The organism is Myxococcaceae bacterium JPH2 (assembly GCA_016458225.1).
Classification (GTDB): Bacteria; Myxococcota; Myxococcia; order Myxococcales; family Myxococcaceae; genus Citreicoccus.
Map to the genome: position 1 here is coordinate 19,251 of JAEMGR010000020.1, position 26,077 is coordinate 45,327.

A 26,077-nucleotide genomic window follows, 5' to 3' on the forward strand; every position below is an offset into this window, starting at 1 on the left:
CAGTCCCGCGCCCGGCATGGGCGCGCGACTTCCGTGCAAGGCCCCGGAGATACAGGGCTTTGCACGGCGCCTCTCCGTGGCACGGCCTTCGCTTTCCGAACCACCGCGCAGTGCCGGGCAGTTCGACAGGCGACAGGCGGGGAGGACGAGGGCATGGGGCCGGGCGGGCAGGAGCAGCGCCGCGACGTGGTGGCGTTCTGCATGCTGGTGTCGTTCGCGGCGGTCATGTACGCGGTGCCGGGGGAATGGCTGCCTGTCTTGGAGCCGCTGCGACTGGCACTGGTGACATCCGGTCTGGCCGCGGGGCTGGTGGTGATGCGGCGGCTGGGGCGCGCCGAGCCGCTCTACCTCGATGGCGCGCGCGGCTGGGCGCTGCTGGCGTTCGCCACGCTGGCCTTCTGCTCCATGGCCTGGTCCGTGGATCCCGAGGTGACGCGCGCGCAGGGCATCGAGCTGCTGAAGCTCACCGCCATCTACCTGACGCTCGTCAACGTCATCACGAATGGCCGGCGGCTGATGGCCATGTGCATCGCGATGGTGCTGGCGTCCATCGTGACGTCCATCGGGGTCATCAACTGGTTCCGCGTGGGCGAGAACATGGTGGAGGGCTTTCGCTCCCGCTGGGTGGGCGTCTACGCGGACCCGAACCACATGGCCATGAACATGGTGGTGGTGGTGCCGCTGGCGGTGGCGATGCTCGCGCGCAAGGGCAGCCCGTGGCTCTTCCGGTTGGCGTGCGCCGCGGCGGCGGTGCTCGCGGTGGTGGCCATCGTGTTGAGCCACTCGCGCGGCGGGTTCATCGGGCTGTCGGTGGCGATGGTCCTGTGGGCCATCCGCGAGAAGCGGCGCATGCAGGCCATCGTGGTAGGCCTGATCTTCATCGCCGGTCTCGCGGTGTTCGCGCCCAAGAGCTTCTGGGCTCGCAACGAGACGGTGGCTGACTTCCATGAAGATGCCTCGGCGATGGGCCGCGTCTACGCGTGGCAGGTGGCCAGTCGCATCAGCCTGGATCAACCGCTGCTGGGCGTGGGGGCGGGAGGCTTCCGCTACGCGTGGCCGCTCTACGCGCCCCCCGAGGCGCATCGGGCCTACGTGGCCCACAACATCTTCTTGGACGTGATTGGCGAGCTGGGCTGGATAGGCCTGCTCTTCTTCCTCACGTTCGTGGGAGGTGCCACGGGCGGCGCGTTCGCGGCCTCGCGCGATGTCGAGTTGGGGTGGCTTGCCCGAGCGCTGTCGTCGTCGATGGCGGGCTACCTCATCTGCGACCTGTTCTCCGGCTACATCCTCTCGGCGCACCTGTATGTGTTGTTCGGGTTGGCCGCGAGCGTTCATCGAATCGTCCTGGCGGGAGAGCGCGCTCGGGCGCCGCAGTACGTCCCCGTCGTGGACGGCGAGCCCGTGAGGGGGGCGTGGGAGGGATCCGGCCATGCGGCGTGAGGAGTCGCGGATGGGGCGAGACCAGCCGCTCCGGCTGGTGCAGTTCACGCGCTCGTTCCACATTGGAGGCACCGAGGTGCAGGTGCTGGAGCTCTTGCGCGGCCTGCCGCCGAGCTACCGGCTCCAGGTCTCGGTCCTCGAGGACGTGGGCCCGTTGATGGGCACGGTGTGGAAGCTCGGCTATGCGCCGCAGGTGTTCTCGCTGCGCGGCTCGCTCGCGCAGCCCAATACCGCGCGGCAGGTGTACCGCATGGCCCGCTGGCTCAAGCAGCAGCGCATCGAGCTGGTGCACGTGCACGACTTCTACTCGAGCATCGTCGCCGTGCCGGCCGCGAAGCTCGCGGGCACCAAGGTCATCGTCGGGCGTCTGGACTTGTCGCACTGGCAGGGCAGCGCGCGCCGCGCCATCCACTCACGGATGACGCGATTGGCGGACCACGTGGTGGCCAACGCGGAGGCCATCCGGAAGATGCTCGTCGAGCGCGAGGGGCTGTCCGCCTCACGCATCTCCGTGATTCACAACGGCCTGGACCTGACGCGCTTCGATGCCCGCGTCGCCGAGGGCCTCAAGGGGCCGCTGCCGGACACGGGCGGCGCCCCGGTGGTCGTCCACGTGGCCAACATGAACCACGCGGTGAAGCGGCAGGAGGATCTGCTGCTCGCGCTGGCCATGCTTCGCCACAGCGGGACGCGCCTGCATGCGTACCTGGTGGGAGACGGTCCCCGTCGTCCCGCGCTCGAGCGCACGGCGGCGGAGCTGGGCATCGCCGACACGGTGCACTTCCTCCGACATCGCACCGACGTTCCCGCCATCTACGGCAAGGCAACCTTCGGCGTCCTGTGCTCGTCCGCGGAGGGGATGTCCAATGCCGTCATGGAGGGCATGGCGTCCGGCTTGCCCATGGTGGTGACGCGGGTGGGGGGGAACACGGACCTCATCGTCGAGGGAGAGCGCGGGCGTGTCGTCGAAGCCGAGCGGCCCGCCCAACTCGCCCAGGTCTTCCGGCAGCTCCTCGCAAATCCTCGGAAAGCGAGCGAAATGGGAGCAGCCGCCCGAGCCTTCGTCGCGCGGGAGCTCTCCCTGGAGCGGATGGTGCGGCTGCACGACGCGCTGTACCGGCGGATCGCCCGGGGGCCGGACGCCTGATCGCCGCATGTCAGACCGGCGTGGATACTTCCTCCCCGCCGGCGCAATGGGGGGCCTGCTCACTCGTTTGAAGATCTGGAGCCTCGTCCGTTGTAGAGGCGCGCCCGTGACTCCCACCCTGTATTCAGATGGGGCAGAGTGGAAAAACGAGATTTTCGTGATGTTTGACGCAAGAGTGTGGTAAGGGCGCGTCACGCGTTGCAGGAAACAGCCTCCGTGCCCAGGGTGTTGGTTGCTGGGGAGTGAGGGGCGGGGTGGCCGGGCGCGTGCGGCTGGAATCGTACCGGGTGGGAAACGGTTCCAAGAGGTGTCCGCGAGCGAGGGCAGCGAATTGGACCCACGCGCGGGCATCCAGACATGATGGCGGCACCGAGAGCCTCGGCTCACGGTTTCTGCCTGCGACTTTACGAGGCCCGGCCGACCAGGTCAGAGGCCCGGGGCGCTCGCCGGTAAAACTCCAAGGTACCGGCGAGCGCTCTCTTTTTTTGTCCAAGGCGCGGAGCCGAGGGCGAGGTCCATCGCTCTGCTAGGGTGCTCGCCCTCGCATGCCGCGCGCGTCTCTCTTCCGTGATCCGATTGTCCTGTCGATGACGCTCCGGCCTCGCGCTGTCGCGACCGTGCTGGCGGGCGTGTTCGTGTTGCTCGCGCTGCGACTGGGGCACTTCGTCGATCGCTTCGCGGTCAACCTCGTGTTCTGGGACCAGTGGGACTTTCTCCAGGGTCTCTTCGATGGCTCCGGCGCCTGGACGCTCTTTCGTTGGCAGCATGGCCCGCATCGGCAGGGGCTCGCGCAGTGGATCATCGCGGGCGTGTACCGCGCGAGCGACTGGAACGGACGCGCGGATGCGGCCTGCGCCGCGGTGGTGATGCTGCTCGCGGGAGTGCTCGCGCTGCTCCTCGTGCGCCGCGCGGGTGGGCCGCTTCGGGTGGTGGACGCGGTGGTGCCGCTGCTCTTCCTCACCACGCAGAACGCGGAGACGTACGCGGGCACGCCCAACCTGGCGCATGGGGCCCTGCCGTGCCTCATCCTCGTCTCGGTCGGTTGTGCGCTGACGCTCGAGTCCCCCGTGCCGCGCGCGGTGCTCCTCGCGGTGCTGTCCGTGCTGGGCGTCAGTGGCGGCTTCGGCATGGCGCTGGGCGGAATCATCCCGGCGATGCTCGGGGTGTTCGCCCTGGGCCCTGGGCTCACCGTGCGCGAGCGCGTGGTGCAATTGCTGGCCGCCGTGGTCTCGGGCGCGGGGGTGCTGCTCTTCCTGCATGGCTACACCTTGCAGCCCGCCGTGGAGTGCTTCGCCTTCCCGCATCCCCGTCCACTGGAGTACCTGCCGTTCGGGGCCTTCGTGCTGGCGCGTCCTTTCGGCGTGCTGCCGGGGCACGGCGCGGCGGCGGGGGTGCTCGCGGGTGCTCTCGGGCTCGGCGTGCTGGGGGCCGCCGTGGGCGCGACGGTTCAGGTGCTGCGCTCGCGTGGCGGGACGGCTCGCACGCGGGCCGTGAGCGCGCTCGCGGGCTTCGCGATCCTCTTCGCGGCCCAGAGCGCGGTGGGGCGGGTCTGCACGGGGTTGGAGTTCGCCGCGGCCAGTCGCTACGTGCCCTATGTCGTGCCCGGGCTGCTCGCGCTCTACCTCATGCTGCGCGACACGCGGCTCTCACCGCCCGTGGCGCGCGCATTGCCCCTGTGCTTCCTCGTGCTGTGCGTGGCCAAGGAGCTGCGCATGGGACCCAGCCTGGACGAGGCGCGCGCCTATTCCTCGGGCAAGCGGCACTGGCGTGACTGCTACCTGCGCGAGCACGACATCGCGCGGTGCGATCGCGAGACGGGCTTCTCGGTGTACCCCGATCCCTCGTGGACCCACCTGCAGGCGAAGCTCGACTGGCTGGAGGCGCGCGGGCTGAGCTTCTTCCATGGCCGAGCGCGACCCCAGGTGGCTGCGCCGGAGCGATAGCGCGCGGGTGTGGATGCGTCGGCTGGCTTGCCTCCCTGCCTGTATTCCAGGGTGAGGACCCAGGCGATACGACGTCCCGTGTCCTGGCCCGTGTCGAGCATCGAACACAGTGCGCTGTTGTGAATAAGTCGGCGGCGATGGAGTCTCAGCGCGAGTGTTGAACGCCCTGAAGGTCCGTCGTGCCAGCGCGGATGTGGCTGGCGCGGCTCAGGCGGCAGTCCGCGTGGAGATGGGTCATGGCTTCTTCTCGATGGTGGGTGTGTCTGGCGGTGGGCTTGGCGACGCAGGGCGCTTTCGCGCAGACGGCCCCGGTGGCCGCGATGGAGCCCGCTTCCGAGTCCTACGACGACTCGGACCAGGATGACGACTCGGGGCCGGTCGCTCCGTCGCCGCCCCCCGAGCTTCCGTCCGAGAACCCCACGGCGCGCCCGGACAACGACTCGGTGTGGGCGTCGGGCTTCTGGTTCTGGGATGGCGGCCAGTGGATCTTCAAGTCCGGCGGCTGGGTGGAGCGCATGCCGGGCTACCAGTTCGTCAACGGCTACTGGGCGCAAGATGGAGACGTCTGGCGCTGGGTGTCGGGCGGCTGGGCTCGGCCCGGCTCGACGGATGTCGAGATCCCCATCGCGGTGGACAACGAGGAGGTGACGACCGCTCAGGCGCCGCCTCCGCTGCGCCAGGAGTCTCGCCCGCAGCCGCCTGCTCCGGAGTACGTCTGGGCTCCCGGTTACTGGTACTGGGGCATCGGCGGCTGGGAATGGGTGACGGGCGACTGGGTCGCTCCGCCTCGCGCCGGGCTCGTCTTCGTCACGCCCCGCTGGGTCCGCCGAGGCCCGTCCTGGGTCTTCATGGGCGGTGGCTGGGCGTCGCGCGGGACGCTGAGCGTGTCCATCCCCGTCTATCGCCACGCCAGCATCGCGGTCTCACTGGGGCGCCCCAACGTCTTCCTGCGCAGCTGGTACCGCTACCCCATGGTGTCCTGGCGTCATGTGCCCGAGCCGCGCTACCGCTACCACGAGGGGCGCTGGACGCACTACGAGAGCCACGTGCGTTCGCCGCCGCCCTCGCGCTACCACTCCGCGAGCCCCGGTCCGCGCTCGGGCGGGCACGGGGGCGGGCGGGGTGGCGGCCACCGCCACTGAGTCCAGGGCTCACTCCGCGGAGGCGCGCGAGCCCTCCGCGGGGCGAGGCAGGTGGAAGGCCTCGGCCAGCAACTCGTAGGAGCGAACCCGCTCGGCGTGGTTGTGGATGTGCGAGGTGACCATCAACTCGTCGGCGCCCATCTGCTCGGCGAGTTCGAGGAGCCGGGCCCGGACGCGACCGGGCGACCCGCACACGAGGATGGAGCGCGCGACGCCGACCTGCTGCCGCTCCATCGGGGAGTACGCGTAGGCGCGGGCCTCCTCGGGGCTCGGAATGGGGCCGTTGCGTCCGTTGCGGAAGTTGACCCACAGCAGGTCATGCGTGCTGGCGAGCATGTCCGCGCGCTCGTCCGTCTCCGCGCACACCACCGAGACGCCCAGGATGGCGTAGGGCCGCTCCAAGTGCGCCGAGGGGCGGAACTGGTTCCGGTAGGTGTGCATGGCGGAGTGCGCCGCCTCGGGGCTGAAGTGATAGGCGAAGGCGAAACCCCGGCCTTGCTCCGCGGCCAACCGGGCACTGAAGCCGCTGGAGCCGAGCAGCCAGATGGGCGGCAGCGTGATGTCCGCCGGTGACGCGCGGATCCGCTGGAAGGGGTGATCCGGCTCCGAGAAGGCCTCCTCGCCAGCGAAGGCGCGCAGCTGGGAGAGCTGCTCGGGGAAGTCGTCCGCGGTGAGGGCCTCCATCGAGCGACGCAGCGCCAGCGCCGTGAGCTGATCCGTCCCCGGCGCGCGCCCCAGTCCCAAATCGATGCGCCCGGGATAGAGCGCCTCCAGCGTGAGGAAGGTCTCCGCCACCTTCAGGGGCGAGTGGTTCGGCAACATGATGCCGCCCGAGCCCACGCGCAGGTGCTCCGTCTCCCGCGCGATGGCGGTGATCATGATCTCCGGCGCGGAACTCGCCAGCCCTCGGGAGTTGTGGTGCTCGGCGATCCAATACCGCGTGAAGCCGAGGCGATCCGCGCGGCGCGCCAGGTCGAGGCTGTTGCGCAAGGCCCGAGGCCCCGTCGAGCCCGTGCCGACGGGGATGAGGTCGAGAATGGACAGGCGAGGCAGGGGCATGGAGGTCCTCGGGGAGACTTCCTTGCTAACGGCGGATGCCTCCGCTTTTCAAGTCACAGTGGTGATGACGCGTGTCATTCCCGGGTTTGGGAGGCGAGGGCCCCCCTGTCAGTCCCCTGCGAGGCTCAGGGCTCGGTCCACACGGCGAGGCGGTGGCCGCTCGGGTCGGTGAACTCGAAGCGCCTGCCGCCCGGGAAGCTGAAGATGTCCTTGGTGATGACCCCACCGGCCTTGCGCACGCGGTCGAGCGTTGCTTCCAGCTCGCGGGAGTAGAGGACGATGAGCGGTCCGCCGGGAGTGACCGCGCCGTCCGTCGTGAAGCCACCGCTCAGCCGGCCATCGTTGAAGGCGCTGTAGGCCGGGCCGTAGTCCTCGAAGCTCCAGCCGAACACGGTGCCGTAGAAGCGCTTCGTCGCGGCGAGGTCCGTGACGTGGAACTCGATGTAGTCGATGCGGTGGTGCTGCGCGGCCTGCTGCGATGCGGACGACATGGGGACTCCGGTGCTCGTGAAGGAGGCTGTGGACTCTAGAGGGCTTCCACCGAGGGGGATTGTACGAATCCGACAGGGGCGAGCTCGCGGGCGTAGGCTCCCGGAGACACACCCACCAGGGCGCGGAACTCCCGCACCAGGTGGGCCTGGTCGAAGTAGCCGGCGGCGAGCGCGAGCTGCGCACCAGGGAGCGTGGGCGTGCGCTTCAGCCACTCCACCGCGTGTTGCATCCGAGCGATGCGGCACAGCACCTTGGGCGCCAGTCCCACCGCGGCCTGGAAGCGGCGTTCGAGCTGCCGCGCGCCCACGCCGAGCGTGCTCTCCAGGGACTCCACCGTCACCTGTCCCCGCGAGGCCCAGATGCGCTGCACCGCGTGGGCGAGCGCTGCATCGGGCTTCAGCAAAGGCAGTCGCCCCAGGAGCAGCTCCTCCATCACCTCGAGACTCGCCTCGGGTCCCGGTGCTTCGAGGAGCCGCTCCGTCCATTCGTCCGCCAGCGCCCTGGGCCACAGCGTGTCGAGGCAGAGCTGCGTTCCGGTCAGCTCGTTCAGCGCGACGCTCAGGAACGGGCGTGCACCTCCGGGCCGAAAGCGGATGCCGACGAAGCGAGCGCCCTGCTCCAACGGGACGACCTCGGCGGTCCGCATCGTGCCGATGACCTGAGGCCGCGCATCCGCGGCGCGCTGGCTGGGGCTCAGGTTGACGAGGATGTCGAGGCACCCGTCCGGCAACACCCGGTTGTCCGGCGGCGAGGCCACCTGTGCCGACAGGGCCCAGAAGCACTGGACGTAGGGCGCGAGCGCGGCGCGCGGGCGACGCTCGACGTAGAGGGACGCGGGGGACATCGGCCGCGATTCTGCCCGAGCCGGGTGGGGCGGGCGCGGCAGAAAGACTCAGGGGCTCCGGGAATGCGGCGGAGGACCTTGGCGAGGGAGGCTCACTGAGAAGAGCGCGCCGCGGCCGGGGGCGCTCTCCACGCGGACCGTGCCGCCCAGCGCTTCCACGACTTGCCGCGTGATGTAGAGCCCCAGGCCCAGCCCGCCGTAGTGGCGGTCCGACACGGCGCGCTCGAACTTCTCGAAGATGCGGCGCTGCGCCTCGGTGGGGACCCCGATGCCCTCGTCGCGCACGGTCAGCAGGGCGGTGGACTCGGTGGTCTCGACGCACACCTTCACGGGCCGGCCCGCGCCGTACTTCACCGCGTTGGAGAGGAGGTTCGTCACCACCTGCTCCAGCCGGAGTCGATCCCACCAGCCCAGGGCATGGCCCTCCGCGCACAGCTCCAACGAGGAGCCCGTCTTGGCCGCCTCGTTCGCGAAGGTCGCAAGCACCTCGTGCACCACCGTCGCCAGGTCCACCTGCTCCAGGTTCAGTTCCAGGCGACCCAGGCTGATCCGCGACACATCCAGCAGGCCATTCACCAGGCTCGACAGCTTGCGGGCCTGACCCGCCACTGCGTCCAACACCTCCGCCACCTGACGGGCGGGCAGCGCCCCAGTGGGCTCGGCCGCGATGCGACGCTGCAGCGCCTGCACCTTGAGCTGGATGGGCGTCAGGGGTGTCCTGAGCTCATGGCTGGCCACGGACAGGAACTCGTCGCGCAGCTGCACCGCTTGCTGCGAGGCCGCATACAGCCGCGCGTTGTCCACCGCGAGCGCGGCGCGCCGGGCCAGGTCCTCGGCCGTCTGGAGATCCGACTCGGTATAGCGACGCCCTGACTCCGCGTAGACGAGCGTGAGCGCGCCCAGCACCTTGCCGCGCGCCACCAGCGGCACGACCAGGTACGACCTCAGCCCGAGCTTCTCGATGAAGTGTCGCTGCGCGGGCTCGGTCGTGGCGTCCATCTCCAGGCGCGTGATGTCCGCCACCCAGTCGGAGCGGCCCGTGCGCAGCACCTGCGGGATTCCTCGCGCGGCCTGGGGATTCAGGGGGTAGCGACGCGTGAGTTCCCAGGCCGCGCGTGTGCGCTGGGGGTCCACGTGCGCGAGCGCGAGCCGACGGATGTCGCCTCCCTCATCCAGCACATCCACGGCACAGGCGTCCGCGAGCGTGGGCACGGCGAGCTGCACGAGCTGGTCGAGCGTCACCTCGGGGTTGAAGGACTGGCCGAGCACCGCGCTGGCCTCGGCCAGGAAGCGGCTGCGATCCTTGCTGCGCTTGGTGGCGTCGATGTCCGTCGAGGTGCCGAACCACTTGGCGGGGCGCCCCAGCTCGTCGGGCATGTGCGTGGCACGGGTGAGGAACCACCGATAGTCCCCGTTCTTGTCCACGATGCGGAACTCGGTCTCGTACTGGTCGCCGGTCTCCACGGAGTGTTGCCACGCGGCGACCGCGCCCGGGACGTCGTCCGGGTGGAGGACGGTCACCCAGGCCGTCCCCATCGCGGCCTCCACGCTGCCCCCGCTGTACGTCGCGAAGACTTGATTGATGTAGTCGATGTGCCCGTCCGCGCGCGCGGTCCAGACAATCTGGGGCATGGCATCCGCGAGCATGCGGTACTCCTGCTCGCGCTTCTCCAGCGCGCGCTCCACCACCTTCAGCGGAGAGATGTCCTGGAAGGTCACCACGCACGTCGAGGGCAGGGCGCCCACCGCGGGGACCCGCGCCGAGTCCACCAGGATGGAGGTGCGGCCTCGCGGCGTGGACAGCTCCAGCTGCTCCTGGCTCACCTGCTCGCCTCGGGCCGCGCGCATGGAGGGCATGTCATCCACGGGTACGGGGTCGCCTCGCGTGTCCGTGACGTAGAACGTTCGTGAGTGCTCCTCGCGCGACGAGGACTTCGGGAAGCGTCCGCCCCAGAGTTGATCCGCCGCCGCGTTGGCGAACGTCATGCGCGCGGTGCCCGGCTCCACGAGGATGAGCGGCACGGGGAGTCGATCCAGGATGGACTCCAGCCACTGCTGTTGATCCGCGAGCGAGGCATTCAGCTGCTCGACATGCTGCCGCGCCAGGGTCTGCTCGGTGACGTCCAAGGCGATGGCGCCCACCGCGACGACGGCGCCGTCGGCTCCCTTCACCGGGTAGTAGTTGAAGAGGAAGTCGCGCGTGGGGCCGCGGCCTCCGGGCGCGGGCAGCGAGGTGGCCATCCCGAGCAGTGGGGCCCCTGTCGTCCAGACGCGCTCGACTCGCTCCCTCAGCAGGGGCGCGAACGTGGGTGTCACCTCCCAGGCACTGAGGGAGCGCGCGGCCTCGGGGTCCACCCCATGCGCGCACGCGAGCAGCGCGTTGAGGTGCAGGTAGCGGAGCTGGCGATCAAACAGGGCCATGCCCAGAGGCACGGTCTCGGTGAGCTCATCCAGGTCCTGGGCAGGACATCCGGGACCCTCGGGCGCGGGCGCGGCTCTCTCCCGCTGCAGGACCGCGGCCTCGCGCCGCGCCACGGCCACCCGCCGCTGATGCAATGCGGTGAAGACCTGCACCCGAGCGCGCAGCAGCTCCGGGGCCATGGGCTCGACGAGGTAGTCGACCGCGCCCGCCGCATACCCCTCGGCCATCCGGCTCGCGTCTTGGGGCGAGGTGGCGTGCAGGAGAATGGAGGTCTCTGCGCCCCGCGGGTGACGCTGCAGGCGGGCCAGGGCCTCTCGCTCGCCCGTGCCGGGAAGGTCCACGGACAGGAGGATGGCCGAGAACGTCGTGTGCTCGAGCGCATCGAGGGCGGCATCCAGCGAGCGGACCTTCACCATCGGCCGCCCAAGCGGTGCCAGGACATCTTCCAGGGCCCGCGAGCGGGCGATGCAGTCATCCACCAGGAGGAGGGGCACGAGCGGAGCAGGGCAGGGGACAGACGAACCGTTCAGGGGGCCATGGAAGATCTATCCCACGGGCGTAGGAGTGATCCGAGGACGCGCGGCCGTCCTGTTGCCCGGCCAACGCGAAGCACGGTGCTGCTCCTCGAAACATCCCACTCGCCCCCCTCGCTTCCCTGCGGTGGGCACCGGGTGCCATCCGACTCCGCGAGGTGGGAGCGGGGACCCGGCGACCACTCGGCCCTTCCTCCGCTACCCCGTGCTGCGCACCCGCTGCGGCTCGCGGAACTGCCGCTGGTACAGGTCCGCGTACAGCCCGCCGCGGCGGATCAGCTCGTCATGCGTGCCCTGTTCCGCGACCCGACCCGCGTCGATGACGAGGATGAGGTCCGCGGTCCGGATGGTGCTCAAGCGGTGCGCGATGACGATGCTCGTGCGTCCGGCCAGCAGCGTGGCCAGGGCCTGCTGGATGAGCGCCTCGGTGCGGGTGTCGATGTTCGCGGTGGCCTCGTCCAGGATGAGCACCCGCGGATCCGTGATGACGGCGCGCGCAAACGCGAGGAGCTGCCGCTGGCCCTGACTCAGCGAGGCGCCTCCCTCCCCGAGCATGCTGTCGTAGCCCTTGGGCAGCGCCGCGATGAAGTCGTGCGCGTACACGGCGCGCGCAGCCGCTTCAATCTCCTCACGCGTCGCGTCCGGCTTCCCGTAGCCGATGTTGTCCGCGATGGTCCCCGAGAAGAGCACGGGCTCCTGAAGCACCATCGCGAGCTGCTGGCGAAGGCTCGCGCGCGTCACCTGGCGCACATCGTGGCCATCCAAGCGGACCACGCCGGAGGTGACGTCATAGAAGCGGGGGATGAGGCTCGCGACCGTCGTCTTGCCCGCCCCCGTCTTTCCGACGATGGCCACGGTCTGTCCGCGGCGGACCTGGAAGCTCACGTCGCGCAGCACCGGGTTCGCCGCGTCGTAGTGGAAGGACACCCGGTCGAACTCCAGGTTCCCCTCGACGCGCTGCAGGACGCGCGCCCCGGGGACGTCCGCGGGCTCGCGAGGCTCGTCGAAGATGGCGAACACCCGCTCGGCGCCCGCGAGCGCGGACTGCATCAGCGTGTAGACCGAGGCTGCGAGCTGCACGGGCCGGAAGAACTGCTGCACGTAGAGCAGGAACGCGGCGAGCATTCCCACGCTGAGGCGCCCCGCGAGCACGAGCGAGCCGCCATACCCGATCACCAACGCGGTGGAGAGCGCGGACAGCACGTCGATGGCGGGAGAGAACGCGGAGGTGACTCCCACCGCGGCCACGTTCGCGTCCCGGTTCGCGGCGTTGCGCTGACGGAAGCGCTCGATGTTCATCGCCGTCCGGTTGAAGGCCTGGGCCTGCCGCACGCCGACGATCTCCTCCTGGAGTTCGGCCGTCACATCGCCCACCGTCTCGCGGGTCTTGCGATACGCGCGCCGGGCCCGCGCCGCGAAGAGCCAGGTCGTGGCCAGCATCACGGGGATGATGGTGAAGCACGCGAGCGCCAAGGGCGCGTTGAGCAGCAGCATGGTCACGAGGATGCCCACCAGCCCGATGAGCGACCCCAGCAACTGCGTCAGCCCCTGCGAGAAGAACTGGTTGAGCGTCTCCACGTCGCTGGCGACTCGACTCATCAGGTCGCCCAGGGGGCGCTTGTCGAAGTAGGCGAGCGGGAGCGATTGGAGCTGGGTGAAGAGTCGCACGCGCAGCGCCGCGAGCACGCGCTGGCCCATCGCGCCCACGCGGCGGGTCTGCGCCCGCTGGGCGAAGGCCCCGACCACATAGACGACGAGCAGCGCGCCCATGGTGCCCGCGAGCCCCACGAGGTCTCGGTTGCCGATGTCCCGGTCGATGGCGCGGCTGACCAGGTAGGGCGCGAGGGCCTGGGCTCCGGCTCCCACCGCGATGAACACCATGGCCACGGTCAGCATGCCGCGGTACGGCCGCAGCTCCGTCAGGAGTCGCCGCGCGACCGCCCCGCGTTGGGCGGCGTGCTGGACCTCCATCTCCGCCATGGACTCGATGCTTCCCGGGCGCCTCATGACGCGGCCTCCATGGCTGCGGCTGGCTGCAGCTGCGAGCCGAGAATCTCGTTGTACAGCTCACTGGTCGCGATGAGCTCCTCGTGCTTGCCGCTCGCCGCCACGCGCCCTTCGTCGAGCACGATGATGAGGTCCGCGTCGCGCACGGTGCTGATCCGCTGCGCGATGACGAGCGAGGTGCAGCCCGCCTTGCGCATCAACCGGTCCAGCGCGCCCTGGATGGCAGCCTCCGTCTCCGCATCCACCGCGGAGGTGCTGTCGTCGAGGATGAGCAGGCGAGGCTCGGTGAGCAGCGCCCGCGCGATGGCGAGCCGCTGGCGTTGTCCTCCCGACAATCCCACGCCGCGCTCGCCCACCACCGTGTCATAGCCGCCCGGCAGGGCTTCGATGAACTCCGCCGCCTGGGCTGCTTGCGCCGCCGCACGGACCTGCTCCTGGCTCGCGTCGGGCCGGCCGTAGGCGATGTTGTCGCGCACGGTGCCCGAGAAGAGCAGGGCGTCCTGGAGCACCACGCCAATCTGCCCGCGCAGGCTGGCGAGCGTGACGTCGCGCACGTCGTGGCCGTCCACGAGCACGCTGCCGCCCGTCACGTCGTAGAACCGGGGCACCAGGTTGATGATGGTGCTCTTGCCCGCGCCCGTGGTGCCGAGGATGGCCACCAACTGCCCGGGCTCCGCGACGAAGCTCACGCCGCGGAGGATCTCCCGCTCGCTGCCGGCATAGCGGAAGTGGACGTCGCGCAGCTCCAGCCGCCCCTCCAGCGGAGGCAGCGTGCGCGCCCCCGGCGCGTCCGCCACCTCCACGGCCGTGTCGAGCAGCTCGAAGACGCGGACCGCCGAGGCGCCCGCGCGCGCCAGGTGCGCCGCGAGGAAGCCCAGGGTCATGATGGGCATCAGCAGGAAGCCCAGGTAGCTGTTGAAGGCGATGAGCTCGCCCAGCGTGAGCCGGTCCTTGAAGATCAACACCCCGCCCAGGCCCACGACCACCAGCGTGCCCAGGTTCGCGAAGAGGCCCACGAAGGGGAAGTTGGTCGACATCGCATCGATGGCCTGGAGGCTCTGCCCGAGCAGCTCGTCATTGAGGGCCGAGTAGCGGGCGGTCTCTCGTGCCTCGCCGGAGAAGGCGCGCACCACGCGCAGCCCGCGCAGATCCTCCTGGAGCACCGTGCTGAGCTTGCTCAGGAGAATCATCCCCTTGCCAAACAGCGGGCCCACCTTCGCGACGAAGCTCTTGAGCACCCACATGATGGGCGCGATGGCGCCCAGTGCGCCGATCGCCAGGATGGGATTGAGCGCGAGCAGCAGCACTGCGCAGCCCACCAACATCGCCGCGGAGGCCACGACCTGCACCACGCCCGAGCCCACGAACGTGCGCACCTGCTCCACGTCGTTGGTGAGCCGGGTGAGGAGCTGCCCCGTCTGCGCCTGGTCGTAGTAGCTGAAGCTCAGGCGCTGGATGCGGGCGAACAGCGCGTCCCGGAGGTCGAACGCGACGCCCTGCGAGGCCCGCTCCGCGAGGTACCCCTGGAAGAAGGTGAACAGGCCGCGGGCCGCGGCCAGCGCCACCATGCCCGCCACGGCGAACACCAGGACCCGGTGCTCGCCCTTGGCGAGTCCGCCGTCAATGGCGCGCCGCACCAACTGGGGCGCGGCGAGGTTCGCCGCGGAGAGAAGGAGGATGGAGAGGAGGGCCCCTCCTGTATCCCACCGATAGCCGCGGAGGTAGCCGAGGGCCCGCCACACGGCTTTGACACCTGCCTTGGACTGCGCGGGCCGTTGCCTGTCTGTCATGAGATTGAACTAGCGTTGCGATGCTCGCTTCGCAGCGCCCGTTCCAGGAAATGCCTGGAGCTGGCCCATGGCGAGCTTGCCGAACCACGTGGAGAGCCGCACCGAACGCGCGTCGACGAAGCGTGCGAAGGGAATCGCGACGAGCAGGGTGCCTGCGATGACGGAGAGGGACGCCGCGCTCGCCCGTGTCAGATAGGACAGGTGCGTGGGCAATCCCATGTAGACGAACACGCCCAGCGACGACAGCACCGCGCTGTGCAGGAGATAGATGGCGAAGGACTTGTCCCCCAGCCACACGAGCGGACGCAGCGAGAGGAACCGCGAGACGGCGTTCTCCCGCACGATTCCCCAGACGAGCAGCACCGCACCCAGCGCGGGGAAAAACAGCGGCCACTCCGCGGTCTTGCCTCGGGCCTGGAGCCAGTTGGCCAGTGTGACGAGGTGAGTGTACGAGGCGCTGTTCCAGTGGTAGCCGCCCAGGTAGAGGCCCGCGAGCACCGCGACCGCCAGCAGTACAGGCCGACGGCCGATGTCGGGCCAGCGGTGCATGTATGCCCCCACGAAGAACATCGCAACACAGAGGCCGTTCACCGGGAACTGCTTGATGAGGATCAGCGAGGTGGCCGCGGCCAACCACCCGCTGCCACGGAAGCGGCCGAAGAGGGCTAGGAAGGCGAAGAGTGCGATGGACCCGATGAACTCCGCCTGAATAGTCCACAGCACGTAGTTGTACTGGGCTTCGCCGAGGATGAGCGCCCGGTAGAGGCCCTCCTTCGTCGCGGCGAGCAATGACGCCTCATGCTGATAGGCCCCAGCCAGGAACGGGCCCAGGTCGCTCTTTCCCGCCGGGAACAGGCCCGCCTTGAGCAGGACATAGCCGAACAGGACGGAGCCGAGCACCGGTGGCGCCAGTCGCAGGTAGCGCTTCACCGCCGCCTCTTGCAGGGGCTCGACCTCGCCTTGCGCGAAGAACTTTCGCGTCAACACGTAACCGCTCATCACGAAGAACACGCAGACGGAAAACGTGCCGTTGTAGAGCGCGCAGAAGGGGCTGTTGAGGATGACGGGCTCCCACGGCGCCTGGAGCTGCGTGGCGGCACCCTCGTGCAGGAACGGATAGAAGCCGAAGACGCAGTGCGAGAGGATGACCGTGAAGGCCGCCAGCCCACGCAATCCCTCGAGGGAGAGGGTCTTTCCCGAGCCGCGCGCCGCATCGTGGGGGAGCGGAAGTGCGGACGGCTCGGGAGCCGTGGCGATGGGTGCGGAGGGCTGCGTGAGTGACATGTGGCGCGGACCTTACCGGAGCCGGAGCGGTGCGCGCGCGTCTTCTCTGCGGAGACTCAGCGCTGCATGGCGCGCAGCAGCTTCTGCGCATCCTCGGCGCTGACCTTGCCGTCCTGCACGAGCTGCAACACGCGGCGCAACTCCTCGTCCGGGATGCCAGCCGTCCCGGGCTCGGCGTCGCGGGGCTGTGCGTCGGGCTCGCCACCCCAGTGCCCAGCGCGCTCCCAGGCTCGGGCCCAGCGATGCGCATGGCGGTCCGCGCGGCGGTGCCAGCGCTCGGCCTGTCGCTGCCAGCGCTCGGTGTCACGGCGCCACGGGTCGTGGGCGTCGCACTCGTGGTCCTGCTCGCCACCTTCGGCCCCCCGCACCCGGACCGAGCCCAGCTCGGTCATCAGTCGCAGCGTGGCCGCGGCACCGGGGTGGGGCGGATAGCGGTTGCGCACCGACCCCAGCGTGGTGCTCGCCTCCACGCGGACGTCCAGGTTCGGCGCCAGTCGAACCTCCAGCGCGCCCAGCTGTGAGCTGATGAGGTGCTCGCCCGGCGTGAGGCTGAGGATGTCCAGCTTCACGGTGCCCGCGCCCGTGTGCGCTTGGATCGCGCCCGCGAGTCGCTCTCCGAAGATGGCGCCGGCTCGCGTGCGCAGGGCCAATCGCCCTTCCACGCCGCGCAAGCTGACTGCGCCCGCGTTGGTGGCCACGTCCAGGTCGCAGCCCTGGAGCCCGGCGATGCGAATCGCACCCGCGTCGAGCTTGAACTTGCCGCGCACGTTGTTGGGCAGGAAGAGCTGCACGTGAGGGGAGGCGCGCAGGAAGAAGGAGAAGAAGCCCGAGGGCTCGCGCGCCTCGAACACCACCTTCGTCACCTTGCCGAGCTCACGCACCGAGGCATCCACGCCTCCGTGCACGAGCATATAGGGCGTGGCGCTCTCGGCGAGGGGCGCGACGGTGAGGACCGCGGCGTCCGCCTCGATCTCCAGCATCGCGTCCGTTCCCCACGGCAGCTCGTGGCGCGTGGGGCCCTCATGAGATAACGGCTTCGTTCCGGCTTCCATCATGGGCATCACTCCTGGGATCTCTTCAGTCGACGTGCGGCCTCGTCTGCGTCGATGAGCCCGGCCGCGAGGTCATCGAGAATCTGGGCCCGGCGCTGGGTGCCACGCGCGGACTGGAGCGGGGGCGACGGAGGCGGCGGGGGAGCGGGCGGGAGCGGTCCGGCGCCACCGAGCGCCGCCACCAACTCGTCCAGCCGCGCCACCACCGTGGGGTACGAGACGCCCAGCACCTGCTCCACGTCTTTGATCTTCCCGCGGCAGCTCAGGAACACCCGGGCGAACGCGAGCTGCTCGGGCGCCAGCTGCTGCACCCAGCCCGTGGAGAACCGACCCTCCACGGCGGTGTCGCAGGCGCCACAGCGGACGCGCTCAATGTGGGTGCGATCACCACAGATGGGGCACCGGGTCGGCATCGGATGAATTGATGTCTTGATGGTCATTGGCTCGCGAAAATCAATTTCGACATTGAGAATATTGATTCCGGGCGACTTTGCAAGCGAACCGCCCGGACTTTCAGAGTCCGCCGCGGCACTGAAGCGTCCAGGAATGCTTGATTTACTCTGATTTCTTGGAGGTCAGTGTTGACCGGCTTGAGATAGGGCGGCTAATTCCTCCGGGCCCGCGCATGAGCGCGAGCGAAGTCCTTGCCCCGAGAGGACCCTCATGATCCGGAGCCTGACCCAGGCGGTGCTGGCCGCCTCGCTGCTCGCAGTGGCGTGTGGACCGCAGTCCGATTCACCTGAACCGACGTCGAACGCGGAAGAGGTAGGGCACGTGGCCCAGCTCCTGCGCAGGCCGCAGGCGCGTCCTGGCGAGTACATCGTGGTGCTGCGCGATGGCGCCCCGGATGTCCGCCTGCGTGGCGCCGCGGACGTCGGTCAGGAGCTGACCGCGCGGCATGGCGGCAAGGTGCTGCGCACGTATCAGCACGCGCTGCAGGGCTTCCTCGCGAACATGAGCGAGGCCCAGGTCCAGGCGCTGCTCGCGGATCCGCGCGTGGCCTATGTGCAGGAGAACGGCCGGCTGCACGTGGTGGGGACCCAGACGGGCGCCACCTGGGGCATCGACCGGATTGATCAGCGCAACCTCCCGCGCGACAGCTCGTACACGTACAACGTCGATGGCACCGGCGTGCACGCGTACATCATCGACACCGGCATGCGGCTGAACCACACGGAGTTCACCGGTCGCGTCGGCGAGGGGCATGACTCCATCGACAACGACGCGGACCCGAGCGACTGCCATGGCCACGGCACGCACGTGGCGGGCACGGTGGGCGGCACCACGTGGGGCGTGGCGAAGAAGGTGACGCTGCATGCGGTGCGCGTCCTGGACTGCACGGGCTACGGCGACGACGCGCAGGTCGTCGACGGCATGGACTGGGTGACGGCCCATCACATCAAGCCCGCGGTCGCCAACATGAGCCTCGGAGGAGATCCCTCGCAGGCGGTGGATGACGCCACGGAGCGGATGATCGCCGCGGGGGTCGCCACGGCGGTTGCCGCGGGAAACGACTCGGCCAATGCGTGCAGCTACTCGCCGTCGCGCACGCCCAACGCCATCACCGTGGGCTCCACCACGAGCAGCGACGCGCGCTCCTCGTTCTCCAACTATGGGACGTGCGTGGACATCTTCGCGCCGGGCTCCAGCATCACCTCGGCCTCGTACTCCAGCACCACCGGCAGCACGTCCATGAGCGGGACGTCCATGGCGTCTCCTCACGTGGCGGGCGCCGCGGCCCTGTACCTGAGCGCCAACCCCGGAGCGACACCGGCGCAGGTGCGCGACGCGCTCGTCGCCAACGCCACCTCCGGCAAGGTGACGAGCCCCGGCACCGGCTCGCCCAACCTGCTGCTCTACACGCTCTTCATCACCGGCGGCCCGGCCGACACCACCGCGCCCACCACCTCCCTCACCGCTCCCTCGGGCGGTGCCGTTCTCAGCGGCACCTCGACCGTGAGCGCCACGGCGTCCGACAACGTGGGCGTCTCGCGCGTGGAGTTCTACGCGGGCACCACCTTGCTGGGCACCGACGCCACCGCGCCGTACGCGCTCGACTGGAACACCGCCTCCGTGGCCAACGGCGCCTACGTCCTCACCGCGAAGGCGTATGACGCCGCGGGCAACGTGGGCACGTCCTCCAGCGTGTCCGTGACGGTGGACAACGTGGTGGGCAGCTGCGCCATCTCTGAGCAACTGCTGGCCAACCCGGGCTTCGAGAGCGGCAACACCGGGTGGAGCCTGAGCACGGATGTCATTGATGGCACCACGTCTGGCAGCGCCCCGCGCACGGGCACGTACAAGGGCTGGCTCAACGGGTACGGCTCCAGCCACACGGACTACCTCTATCAGCAGGTCACGATTCCCTCGACGGCGTGCTCAGCCTCGCTGAGTGTCTGGGTGAAGATCACCACCTCGGAGACCACGACGACGACGGTCTACGACACGCTGGCCATCCAGGTGCAGAACAGCGCGGGCACGGTGCTGGGCACGCTGGCCACGTACAGCAACCTGGACAAGGGGACAGCGTACGTCCAGCGCACGTTCGACCTGAGCGCCTACAAGGGGCAGACCGTTCGCATCTACGTCAAGGGCACGGAGGACGCGGCGGACGCCACCAGCTTCTTCCTGGATGACACCGCGGTGAACGTCACGCGCTGAGCCGTCTCGAGGGGGCACGGCGGAGGAGTCCTCGCCGCCGTGCTCCATCCCCGGAACGGCTCAGGTGCGCCTCATCGTCGTCGAGTGGATGGCTCTCAAGACGAGCAACAAGGCCACCGCTCCGATGAAGGCCACGAAGATGGTCCCCGCCAGTCCGCCGAACGGGGCCCCGGCGTGGAGGGCTCGGAAGATGAATCCGCCGAGGAACGAGCCCACGATTCCCACGACGATGTCTCCGACGAGGCCGTAGCCACCGCCAACGACGGCGGAGGCCAGCCACCCGGCGACGAGTCCAATCACTGCCCACAGCAGCAGTGTCTCCAGTGACATGCCACTCCTCCTCTCGGACCTCAGGCCCGAAGATGAGGATGTGCATGTCGCAGGGCGGATGCACGGTCGGCCACTCCCAGGGCGAAGGGGCGGGCCTCGCATTGTCGAGGCCGCCGCGTGCGCTCAGGTTTCCCCATGTCTGGATTCAGCGGGATGGAGGAGCCCATGCATCGTCCTCGGGTCGCGTTCCTGTTCGACCTCGATGGGACGCTCGTCGACAGCGTCTATCAACACGTCCTCGCCTGGCGCGAGGCGCTCGACGCCGAGGGCATTCCCCTGTCCGTGTGGCGCATCCACCGGCGCATCGGCATGAGCGGGGGCTTGTTCACCAACATGCTGCTGCGCGAGACGGGCCTCACCCTGACGCCGGAACGCATCGAGCGGCTGGCTCGGGGCCACGCGGTCGCCTACCGCCGCTGGATGAAGGATGTGCGCCCCTTGCCGGGCGCGCGCGAGCTGCTCGCCGCGCTGACGGAGGCGGGAGTCCCCTGGGCCATCGCGACCAGCGGCCGCATGGAGAGCGCCAGTCCCATCATCGACCTGCTCCAGGTGGACCGCGCCCGGGTGCCCATCGTCACGAGGGATCAGGTGAAGTACGCCAAGCCGGATCCGGACCTGTTCCTGGAGGCCGCGGAACGGCTGGGCGTCGCCATCGAGACGAGCACCGTGGTGGGGGACAGCGTCTGGGACATGCTCGCCGCCCAGCGGGCCCGAGGCCTGGGGATCGGGCTGCTGTCGGGCGGCTATGGCCCCGACGAGCTGGAGCGCGCCGGGGCCTATCGCGTGTTCGATGATCCCTCCGACCTCCTCGTCCACCTGGACGAAGTGGGCGGCCGGAGGTGAGGCTCAGCGCCCGGCGTCCACCCCGATGGCGGCGCGCGCCGACGTGAAGCCGTCCTTCGCCAGCAGCCCGCCCAGCTCACCGAGGATGCGCGCCACCATGCCCGGGCCCTCGTAGATGAAACCCGTGTACACCTGCACCAGCGTGGCGCCTGCGCGCAGCTTCTCGTAGACGTCCTGCGCGGTGAAGACGCCGCCCACGCCGATGATGGGCAGCGCGCCGCCGCTGCGTTGATACGCCCGCCGGATGACGGCGTTCGACAGCTCGCGCACGGGGGCGCCGGAGAGGCCGCCCGCTTCCTTCGTCAGGGGATGCTCGATGGGGCGGGTGATGGTGGTGTTGGTGGCGATGAGGCCCGCGAGCCGGCACGCACGCGCCACGTCCACCACTTCGTCCACCGCCTCGGGCGTCAGGTCCGGGGCAATCTTGAGGAACAGCGGCTTGCCCGGGGCGACCGCCTGAAGGCGCTCCTGCACCGCGCGCAAGAGGGCGGAGAGCTGCTCGGGCTCCTGGAGCTTGCGCAGGCCCGGCGTGTTGGGCGAGGACGCGTTGACGACGACGTAGTCCCCCCATGCGCCGAGCTGATCCACGCACGCGACGTAGTCCTCCACGGCGCGCTCCAGGGGCGTGTCCTTGTTCTTGCCGATGTTCACGCCCAGCGGCGCGGGCTTCCACGTCCGGGCGCGGAGGCGCTCGGCCGCGGCCGTGGCGCCGTGGTTGTTGAAGCCCATCCGGTTGATGACGGCCCGGTGCTCGGGCAGGCGGAAGAGGCGAGGCTTCGGATTGCCCGGCTGGGGGCGCGGCGTGAGCGTGCCGATCTCCACCGCGGAGAAGCCGCAGGCGAACAACCCATCCACCGCCTCGGCTTCCTTGTCGAGCCCCGCCGCCAGCGCCACCGGATGCGCGAAGGTGAGCCCGGCCAGCTCCACCGACAGGTCTCCCGTGGCATGCGCCAGGTTGCGCGCGCGCATGGACTCGCAGCGCGCGCGGGAACGTCCGAGGAAGCGCAGGCCCGCGATGCCCAGGCGGTGTGCCCGCTCGGCGTCGAGGCGGAAGAGGAATGCGCGCGCGAGTCCGTACATGCGCGTCAGCTCGGGATGAAGGACGCCTGACGCGCCCACGCGAGCGTCTGGTCCACCTGCTCCGAGGTGAGCAGGCCATTGGACTCGATGAGCTCAATCTCCCGCCGCATGTCCGTCTCGAGCAGGTACGGGCCATCCGTGTTGATGGTGAACTTCACCTTGCGGTCCCAGAAGGTCCGCATGATGTGCTTCAGCTCGTCCAGACCCTCCACCGCCTTGGTGTGCAGGTTGGAGGTGGGGCACAGCTCCAGCGTGATGTCGTTCTCGCGCAGGAGCTTCATGGCGGCCTCGTCATACGCGGCGCGGATGCCATGCCCGATGCGGTGCGGCTTGAGCTTGTCCACCACGGACATGACGCCCTCGGCGCCCGTGCCGGCCGTCTCGCCCGTGTGCACCGTGCACTTGAGCCCCGCCTTGCGCGCGCGGGCGAACAGCTCCTCGTACTGCGCCACCACCTGGGGACGCAGCTCCATGGCGTCCTTCTCCGTGCCGGCCAGGTCGATGCCGTAGACACCGCGCGTGCGGTACTTGATGGCCTTGTCCACGATGATGCTGTTCATCTTGTGGTCGAACTCGCGGGCCAGGCAGAAGATGAGCCCCACCTTCACGCCGTACTCCAGCACTGCCCGATCCATGCCTCGGAGCGCGGCGTGGATGATGTGGTCCAGGTCGAGTTCGGAGTTGAGGTTGCGCTTCATCGGGTTGAAGCGCAGCTCGATCTGCGTCACGCGGCTGCCGCGGTACTCCTTGCCAATCACCTCGTAGACCGAGCGCTCGATGGCGCTCGGCGAGGACTGAATCTTCTCCGTCCACGTGTGGAGAATCTTCAGGTAGTCATCCAGGCTGCCCACCTTGCCGGGCCGCGAGGTGATGAGCTCCACGAAGTCGAAGTAGTTCTTGACGGGGAGCTTGAAGCCCTGCTGGTGGGCGATGGACCAGAGGATGTGGGGCGCCACGGCGCCGCCCACATGAATGTGCAAATCGATGAGGTCGCGAACCATGGCGGCATGTATGCACAGTGCCGGCCGGGCGTAAAGCTAACGGCGCAGCAACACGTACACCGCTCCCTGGCCCCCGTCCTGAGGGCGTGCGGTGGCGAACGCGAGCACCATGCGGCCCACGCGCTTCTGCGAGAGCCATGACTTGAGGCCCTCCTTCAACACGGGAACCTCATTCTCCGAGTGCAGCCCCCGCCCATGGACGATGAGCACGCAGCGCTTGTTGGCGCGGCGACTGTCCGAAAGGAAGCGCTCCACCGCGTCACGCGCCGCGGTCTGCGTCAGGCCATGCAAGTCCAAGCGGCCCTGCACGGAGAAGTCTCCGCGGCGCAGCGCGCGCATCAGGTTGCGATCCAAGCCCGGCGACGCGCCCTCGATGAAGTCGTTCGAGTCCGCGATGTCGAACGTGCCTTCGCCCGCCACCATCTCGGAGAGCTGCGCGAGCGCCTCGGCGTTCTCGTCGATGATCTCCGGCAGGCGCGGGTTGGGCACCGGCGCCTCGCCGCGGTTGGAGATCTGCTGCACCCCATCCATGGCGGAGAAGAAGAGGGAGACGTCGTCGTCCTCCGGCCGAGGCTTCGCGGCCTTGGGCGCCTTGGGCGGTGCCTTGCGCTTCGCGGCCTCCTCGGCGGCCTGCTTCTGCTGGGCCTGCTTCGCCTCATCCTGAATGGACTTGATGGCGGACTTGAAGGGGTTGTTCTGAAAACCCGCTTCCTTCTTGGGCGGCGGACCGCCTCGCTGCTTGCTCATGGTCGTTCCCGGGTTCTATCGCGAGGCTACAGTCCGCGCAGCTTGCGGATTTCCTCATAGGCGTCGCGGATCTCCTGGAAGCGGTGGGCGGCCTGCTCGGCGGCCTGGGCGCCCTGGTGCGCGACCTTGTCCGGATGATGCGCGGCCGCGAGCCGGCGGAAGGTGCTCTTCACCTGGGAGTCGGTGGCTTCGGGCGTGAGGCCCAGCAGGGCGAAGTGCTCCAGGCCGTTGCCCAGATGCTGCGTGGCCAGCTCCTGGGCCGTGTCCTCGGGGATGTCCAGTCCTTCGGCCACGCGGCGCAGGGACTCTCGCTCCGAGCGCTGCAGCGGGCCATCCGCGAGCGCCAGGTCATAGAGCGCATCGAGCAGCGCGTAGCGCTCGTCGTCGGACAGGTCCGCGCGGCACGCCTCGAGCGAGGCCTGGAGGTTCAGCGAGGCGGGGCGGCTGAGGAGGGCCTTGAGCTGGCGGCGGACGACCTCCATGTCCCGGGCATCCGCCTGCACGGTGGTCTCGAAGTGGCGGCGCACCTCGCGCACCTCCTCGCGGCGGACATCGCCATCCGCGCGGGCCACCTCGACGAAGAGGGCGCAGCGATGGCGGATCCACTCCGCGCGGGTGTCGTCCTCGCGCGTGTCCTCCCGCATCACGGCGTCTGAATCCACCACGGGGGGCGCGGGGAACTCTTCGAACAGCTCGGGGAGGTCGGGCGGGGGCGCGTGCTGCTCGTCATAGACGTGGCCCGCGGCGAAGCCCCCGAGGATGCCGAGCACGATGGCCCACGGTCCGCCGACGAGCAGTCCGCCCACCAGGCCCACCATGACTCCCAGCACTTTTCCTGCGCCCATGCGCGCGCGTCCCTCCCGGCGTGCCTCGGCAGTTTCGCCGTGGTTTCGCCGCAGTTTCTCATAGAGTCCGCCGAGCCATGGCCCAGTTGATTGACGGAAGTGCGATCGCGGCGAAGGTGCGAGCGGAGGTGCGAGCCCGTGTCGACGCGCTCCGCGAGACGAAGGGGTTTGTTCCAGGGCTCGCGGTGGTGCGCGTGGGGGAGGACCCCGCGTCGCGCATCTACGTGAATGGCAAGAAGAAGGCCGCCGCCGAGGTGGGCTTCCAGTCCTGGGAGCTGCACCCGGACGCGGACATCACCCAGGACGCGCTGCTCGCGCTCGTGCGGCAGCTCAACGAGGACCCTCGGGTGCACGGCATCCTCGTGCAGTTGCCACTCCCCAAGCACCTGGATGCGGACGCCATCCTGGCCGCCGTGGCGCCGGAGAAGGATGTGGATGGCTTCCATCCGCTCAACGCGGGGAACCTGATGCTGGGCCGCCCCGGCACGCGCGCGTGCACGCCGCTGGGCGTGATGCGTTTGCTGGAGGAGGTTGGCTGCAATCCCGCCGGCAAGAAGGCGGTGGTGGTGGGCCGCAGCAACATCGTGGGCAAGCCGCAGGCGCTCCTGTTGCTCCAGCGCGACGCCACCGTGACGCTCTGCCACAGCAAGAGCGACCTTGTCCGCGAGGTGCCCCAGGCGGACATCCTCGTCGTCGCGGTGGGCGTGCCCGAGCTGATCCGCGGCGAGTGGATCAAACCCGGCGCCGTGGTCATCGACGTGGGCATGAACCGGCGCGCCGATGGGAAGCTCGTGGGCGATGTGGCGTTCGCCAGCGCTTCGGAGCGCGCCAGCTTCATCACCCCGGTGCCCGGTGGCGTGGGGCCGATGACCATCGCCATGCTGATGCGCAACACGCTCGACGCCGCCCTGCGCTCGGGGAAGTGAGGGCGGCGCCGGGGCGGAACGTCAGTCCATCGGACAGACGATGGCGCCGCCGTGGCCCGAACAGACGTCGCGGTTGATGCACCAGCCATCCGGCGTGTTCCACGCGTACATGATGATGCCGTCGCCGCATCGCAAGTACTGCGAACTCACGATGCAATCCGTGGCGGGATCGCAGTCCGGGTAGGCCTGCGCGGAGACGGGCCGCTCGTCGCGGGGGGCGCTCTCTTCATCCAGGGGAGCACCACAGGCAGCAAGCGCGAAGGCGGAGAACATCACGACGAACGTCTTCCTGCGGAGGACCTTCTTCATGGGCATGGCTCCTGGTACGCACGCGGCGCAAGGAATGCGCTCGGGCATCGCGCATGATGCCGCCCCTCACTGGACGAGCGACAGCACGTAGCGCGTGCGCACCGGGGGGCAACCCACCGGTTTGGCCAGACACCTGAAGCGCGCCGCGCGTGGGCTCATGCGAGCCTGACGCGCCGCGGC

Annotated in this window: 22 protein-coding genes; 7 read left to right on the plus strand and 15 right to left on the minus strand. The window is 69.5% G+C overall.

The genetic code is table 11. The features are described 5' to 3' along the window. Positions 1-153 precede the first annotated feature (153 nt). The 4 genes from JGU66_26340 (at position 154) to JGU66_26355 (ending at position 5,672) form a co-directional block, all read left to right on the plus strand. Entirely contained in the window at positions 154-1,440 is a 1,287-nt protein-coding gene (locus JGU66_26340; protein MBJ6764311.1) for an O-antigen ligase family protein, read from the plus strand. Continuing rightward, a complete protein-coding gene (locus JGU66_26345; GenBank protein MBJ6764312.1) occupies positions 1,430-2,587 on the plus strand; it encodes a glycosyltransferase in 1,158 nt (385 codons plus the stop codon). Before JGU66_26340 ends, JGU66_26345 begins: the two co-directional genes overlap by 11 nt. A 545-nt stretch (positions 2,588-3,132) precedes the next feature. Further along, a complete protein-coding gene (locus tag JGU66_26350; GenBank protein MBJ6764313.1) occupies positions 3,133-4,530 on the plus strand; it encodes a hypothetical protein in 1,398 nt (465 codons plus the stop codon). A gap of 236 nt (positions 4,531-4,766) precedes the next feature. Then, a complete protein-coding gene (locus JGU66_26355) occupies positions 4,767-5,672 on the plus strand; it encodes a YXWGXW repeat-containing protein (GenBank protein ID MBJ6764314.1) in 906 nt (301 codons plus the stop codon). A gap of 9 nt (positions 5,673-5,681) precedes the next feature. Here JGU66_26355 and JGU66_26360 read toward each other — a convergent pair whose 3' ends face one another. From JGU66_26360 to JGU66_26400, 9 genes are all read right to left on the minus strand, one after another. After that, on the minus strand, positions 5,682-6,725 hold the full coding sequence (locus JGU66_26360; protein ID MBJ6764315.1) for an LLM class flavin-dependent oxidoreductase: 1,044 nt from the start codon (positions 6,723-6,725) through the stop codon (positions 5,682-5,684). Between the two features lie 131 nt (positions 6,726-6,856). Beyond that, positions 6,857-7,222, minus strand: a complete 366-nt coding sequence (locus JGU66_26365) for a VOC family protein (GenBank protein ID MBJ6764316.1) — start codon at positions 7,220-7,222, stop codon at positions 6,857-6,859. A gap of 35 nt (positions 7,223-7,257) precedes the next feature. Further along, entirely contained in the window at positions 7,258-8,067 is an 810-nt protein-coding gene (locus JGU66_26370; GenBank protein MBJ6764317.1) for an AraC family transcriptional regulator, read from the minus strand. A gap of 48 nt (positions 8,068-8,115) precedes the next feature. After that, positions 8,116-10,983, minus strand: a complete 2,868-nt coding sequence (locus JGU66_26375) for a PAS domain-containing protein (GenBank protein ID MBJ6764318.1) — start codon at positions 10,981-10,983, stop codon at positions 8,116-8,118. Between the two features lie 237 nt (positions 10,984-11,220). After that, positions 11,221-13,029, minus strand: a complete 1,809-nt coding sequence (locus JGU66_26380) for an ABC transporter ATP-binding protein (GenBank protein ID MBJ6764319.1) — start codon at positions 13,027-13,029, stop codon at positions 11,221-11,223. Continuing rightward, complete coding sequence (locus JGU66_26385; GenBank protein MBJ6764320.1) at positions 13,026-14,819, minus strand: ABC transporter ATP-binding protein; 1,794 nt, start codon at positions 14,817-14,819, stop codon at positions 13,026-13,028. Before JGU66_26385 ends, JGU66_26380 begins: the two co-directional genes overlap by 4 nt. A 9-nt stretch (positions 14,820-14,828) precedes the next feature. Beyond that, entirely contained in the window at positions 14,829-16,103 is a 1,275-nt protein-coding gene (locus JGU66_26390) for an acyltransferase (GenBank protein ID MBJ6764321.1), read from the minus strand. Positions 16,104-16,159: 56 nt separating this feature from the next. Then, positions 16,160-17,158 carry a hypothetical protein gene (locus JGU66_26395; GenBank protein MBJ6764322.1) on the minus strand — a complete coding sequence of 333 codons (999 nt, stop codon included), beginning with the start codon at positions 17,156-17,158 and terminating at the stop codon, positions 16,160-16,162. 5 nt (positions 17,159-17,163) lie between these two features. Next, complete coding sequence (locus tag JGU66_26400) at positions 17,164-17,568, minus strand: DUF2089 domain-containing protein (protein MBJ6764323.1); 405 nt, start codon at positions 17,566-17,568, stop codon at positions 17,164-17,166. Between the two features lie 250 nt (positions 17,569-17,818). Between JGU66_26400 and JGU66_26405 the strand changes: the two genes are divergently transcribed. Further along, complete coding sequence (locus tag JGU66_26405) at positions 17,819-19,816, plus strand: S8 family serine peptidase (protein ID MBJ6764324.1); 1,998 nt, start codon at positions 17,819-17,821, stop codon at positions 19,814-19,816. Between the two features lie 60 nt (positions 19,817-19,876). Here JGU66_26405 and JGU66_26410 read toward each other — a convergent pair whose 3' ends face one another. Next, on the minus strand, positions 19,877-20,146 hold the full coding sequence (locus tag JGU66_26410; GenBank protein MBJ6764325.1) for a GlsB/YeaQ/YmgE family stress response membrane protein: 270 nt from the start codon (positions 20,144-20,146) through the stop codon (positions 19,877-19,879). Positions 20,147-20,299: 153 nt separating this feature from the next. On the opposite strand from JGU66_26410, the gene JGU66_26415 reads away from it, so the two are divergent. Next, positions 20,300-20,989 carry an HAD family hydrolase gene (locus JGU66_26415; GenBank protein MBJ6764326.1) on the plus strand — a complete coding sequence of 230 codons (690 nt, stop codon included), beginning with the start codon at positions 20,300-20,302 and terminating at the stop codon, positions 20,987-20,989. Between the two features lie 3 nt (positions 20,990-20,992). Here JGU66_26415 and JGU66_26420 read toward each other — a convergent pair whose 3' ends face one another. Genes JGU66_26420 through JGU66_26435 form a run of 4 tightly spaced genes read right to left on the minus strand, consistent with a single transcriptional unit; the run spans position 20,993 to position 24,662 of the window. Beyond that, on the minus strand, positions 20,993-22,069 hold the full coding sequence (locus JGU66_26420; GenBank protein MBJ6764327.1) for a quinone-dependent dihydroorotate dehydrogenase: 1,077 nt from the start codon (positions 22,067-22,069) through the stop codon (positions 20,993-20,995). Positions 22,070-22,074: 5 nt separating this feature from the next. Beyond that, a complete protein-coding gene (add, locus tag JGU66_26425) occupies positions 22,075-23,070 on the minus strand; it encodes an adenosine deaminase (protein ID MBJ6764328.1) in 996 nt (331 codons plus the stop codon). Positions 23,071-23,106: 36 nt separating this feature from the next. Next, a complete protein-coding gene (locus JGU66_26430) occupies positions 23,107-23,817 on the minus strand; it encodes a Smr/MutS family protein (protein MBJ6764329.1) in 711 nt (236 codons plus the stop codon). Positions 23,818-23,843: 26 nt separating this feature from the next. Continuing rightward, complete coding sequence (locus JGU66_26435) at positions 23,844-24,662, minus strand: J domain-containing protein (protein ID MBJ6764330.1); 819 nt, start codon at positions 24,660-24,662, stop codon at positions 23,844-23,846. 77 nt (positions 24,663-24,739) lie between these two features. On the opposite strand from JGU66_26435, the gene folD reads away from it, so the two are divergent. Then, positions 24,740-25,588 carry a bifunctional methylenetetrahydrofolate dehydrogenase/methenyltetrahydrofolate cyclohydrolase FolD gene (folD, locus tag JGU66_26440; GenBank protein ID MBJ6764331.1) on the plus strand — a complete coding sequence of 283 codons (849 nt, stop codon included), beginning with the start codon at positions 24,740-24,742 and terminating at the stop codon, positions 25,586-25,588. 21 nt (positions 25,589-25,609) lie between these two features. Here the strand turns inward: folD and JGU66_26445 are convergent, their stop codons facing one another. Continuing rightward, complete coding sequence (locus JGU66_26445; GenBank protein ID MBJ6764332.1) at positions 25,610-25,822, minus strand: hypothetical protein; 213 nt, start codon at positions 25,820-25,822, stop codon at positions 25,610-25,612. Positions 25,823-26,077 lie beyond the last annotated feature (255 nt).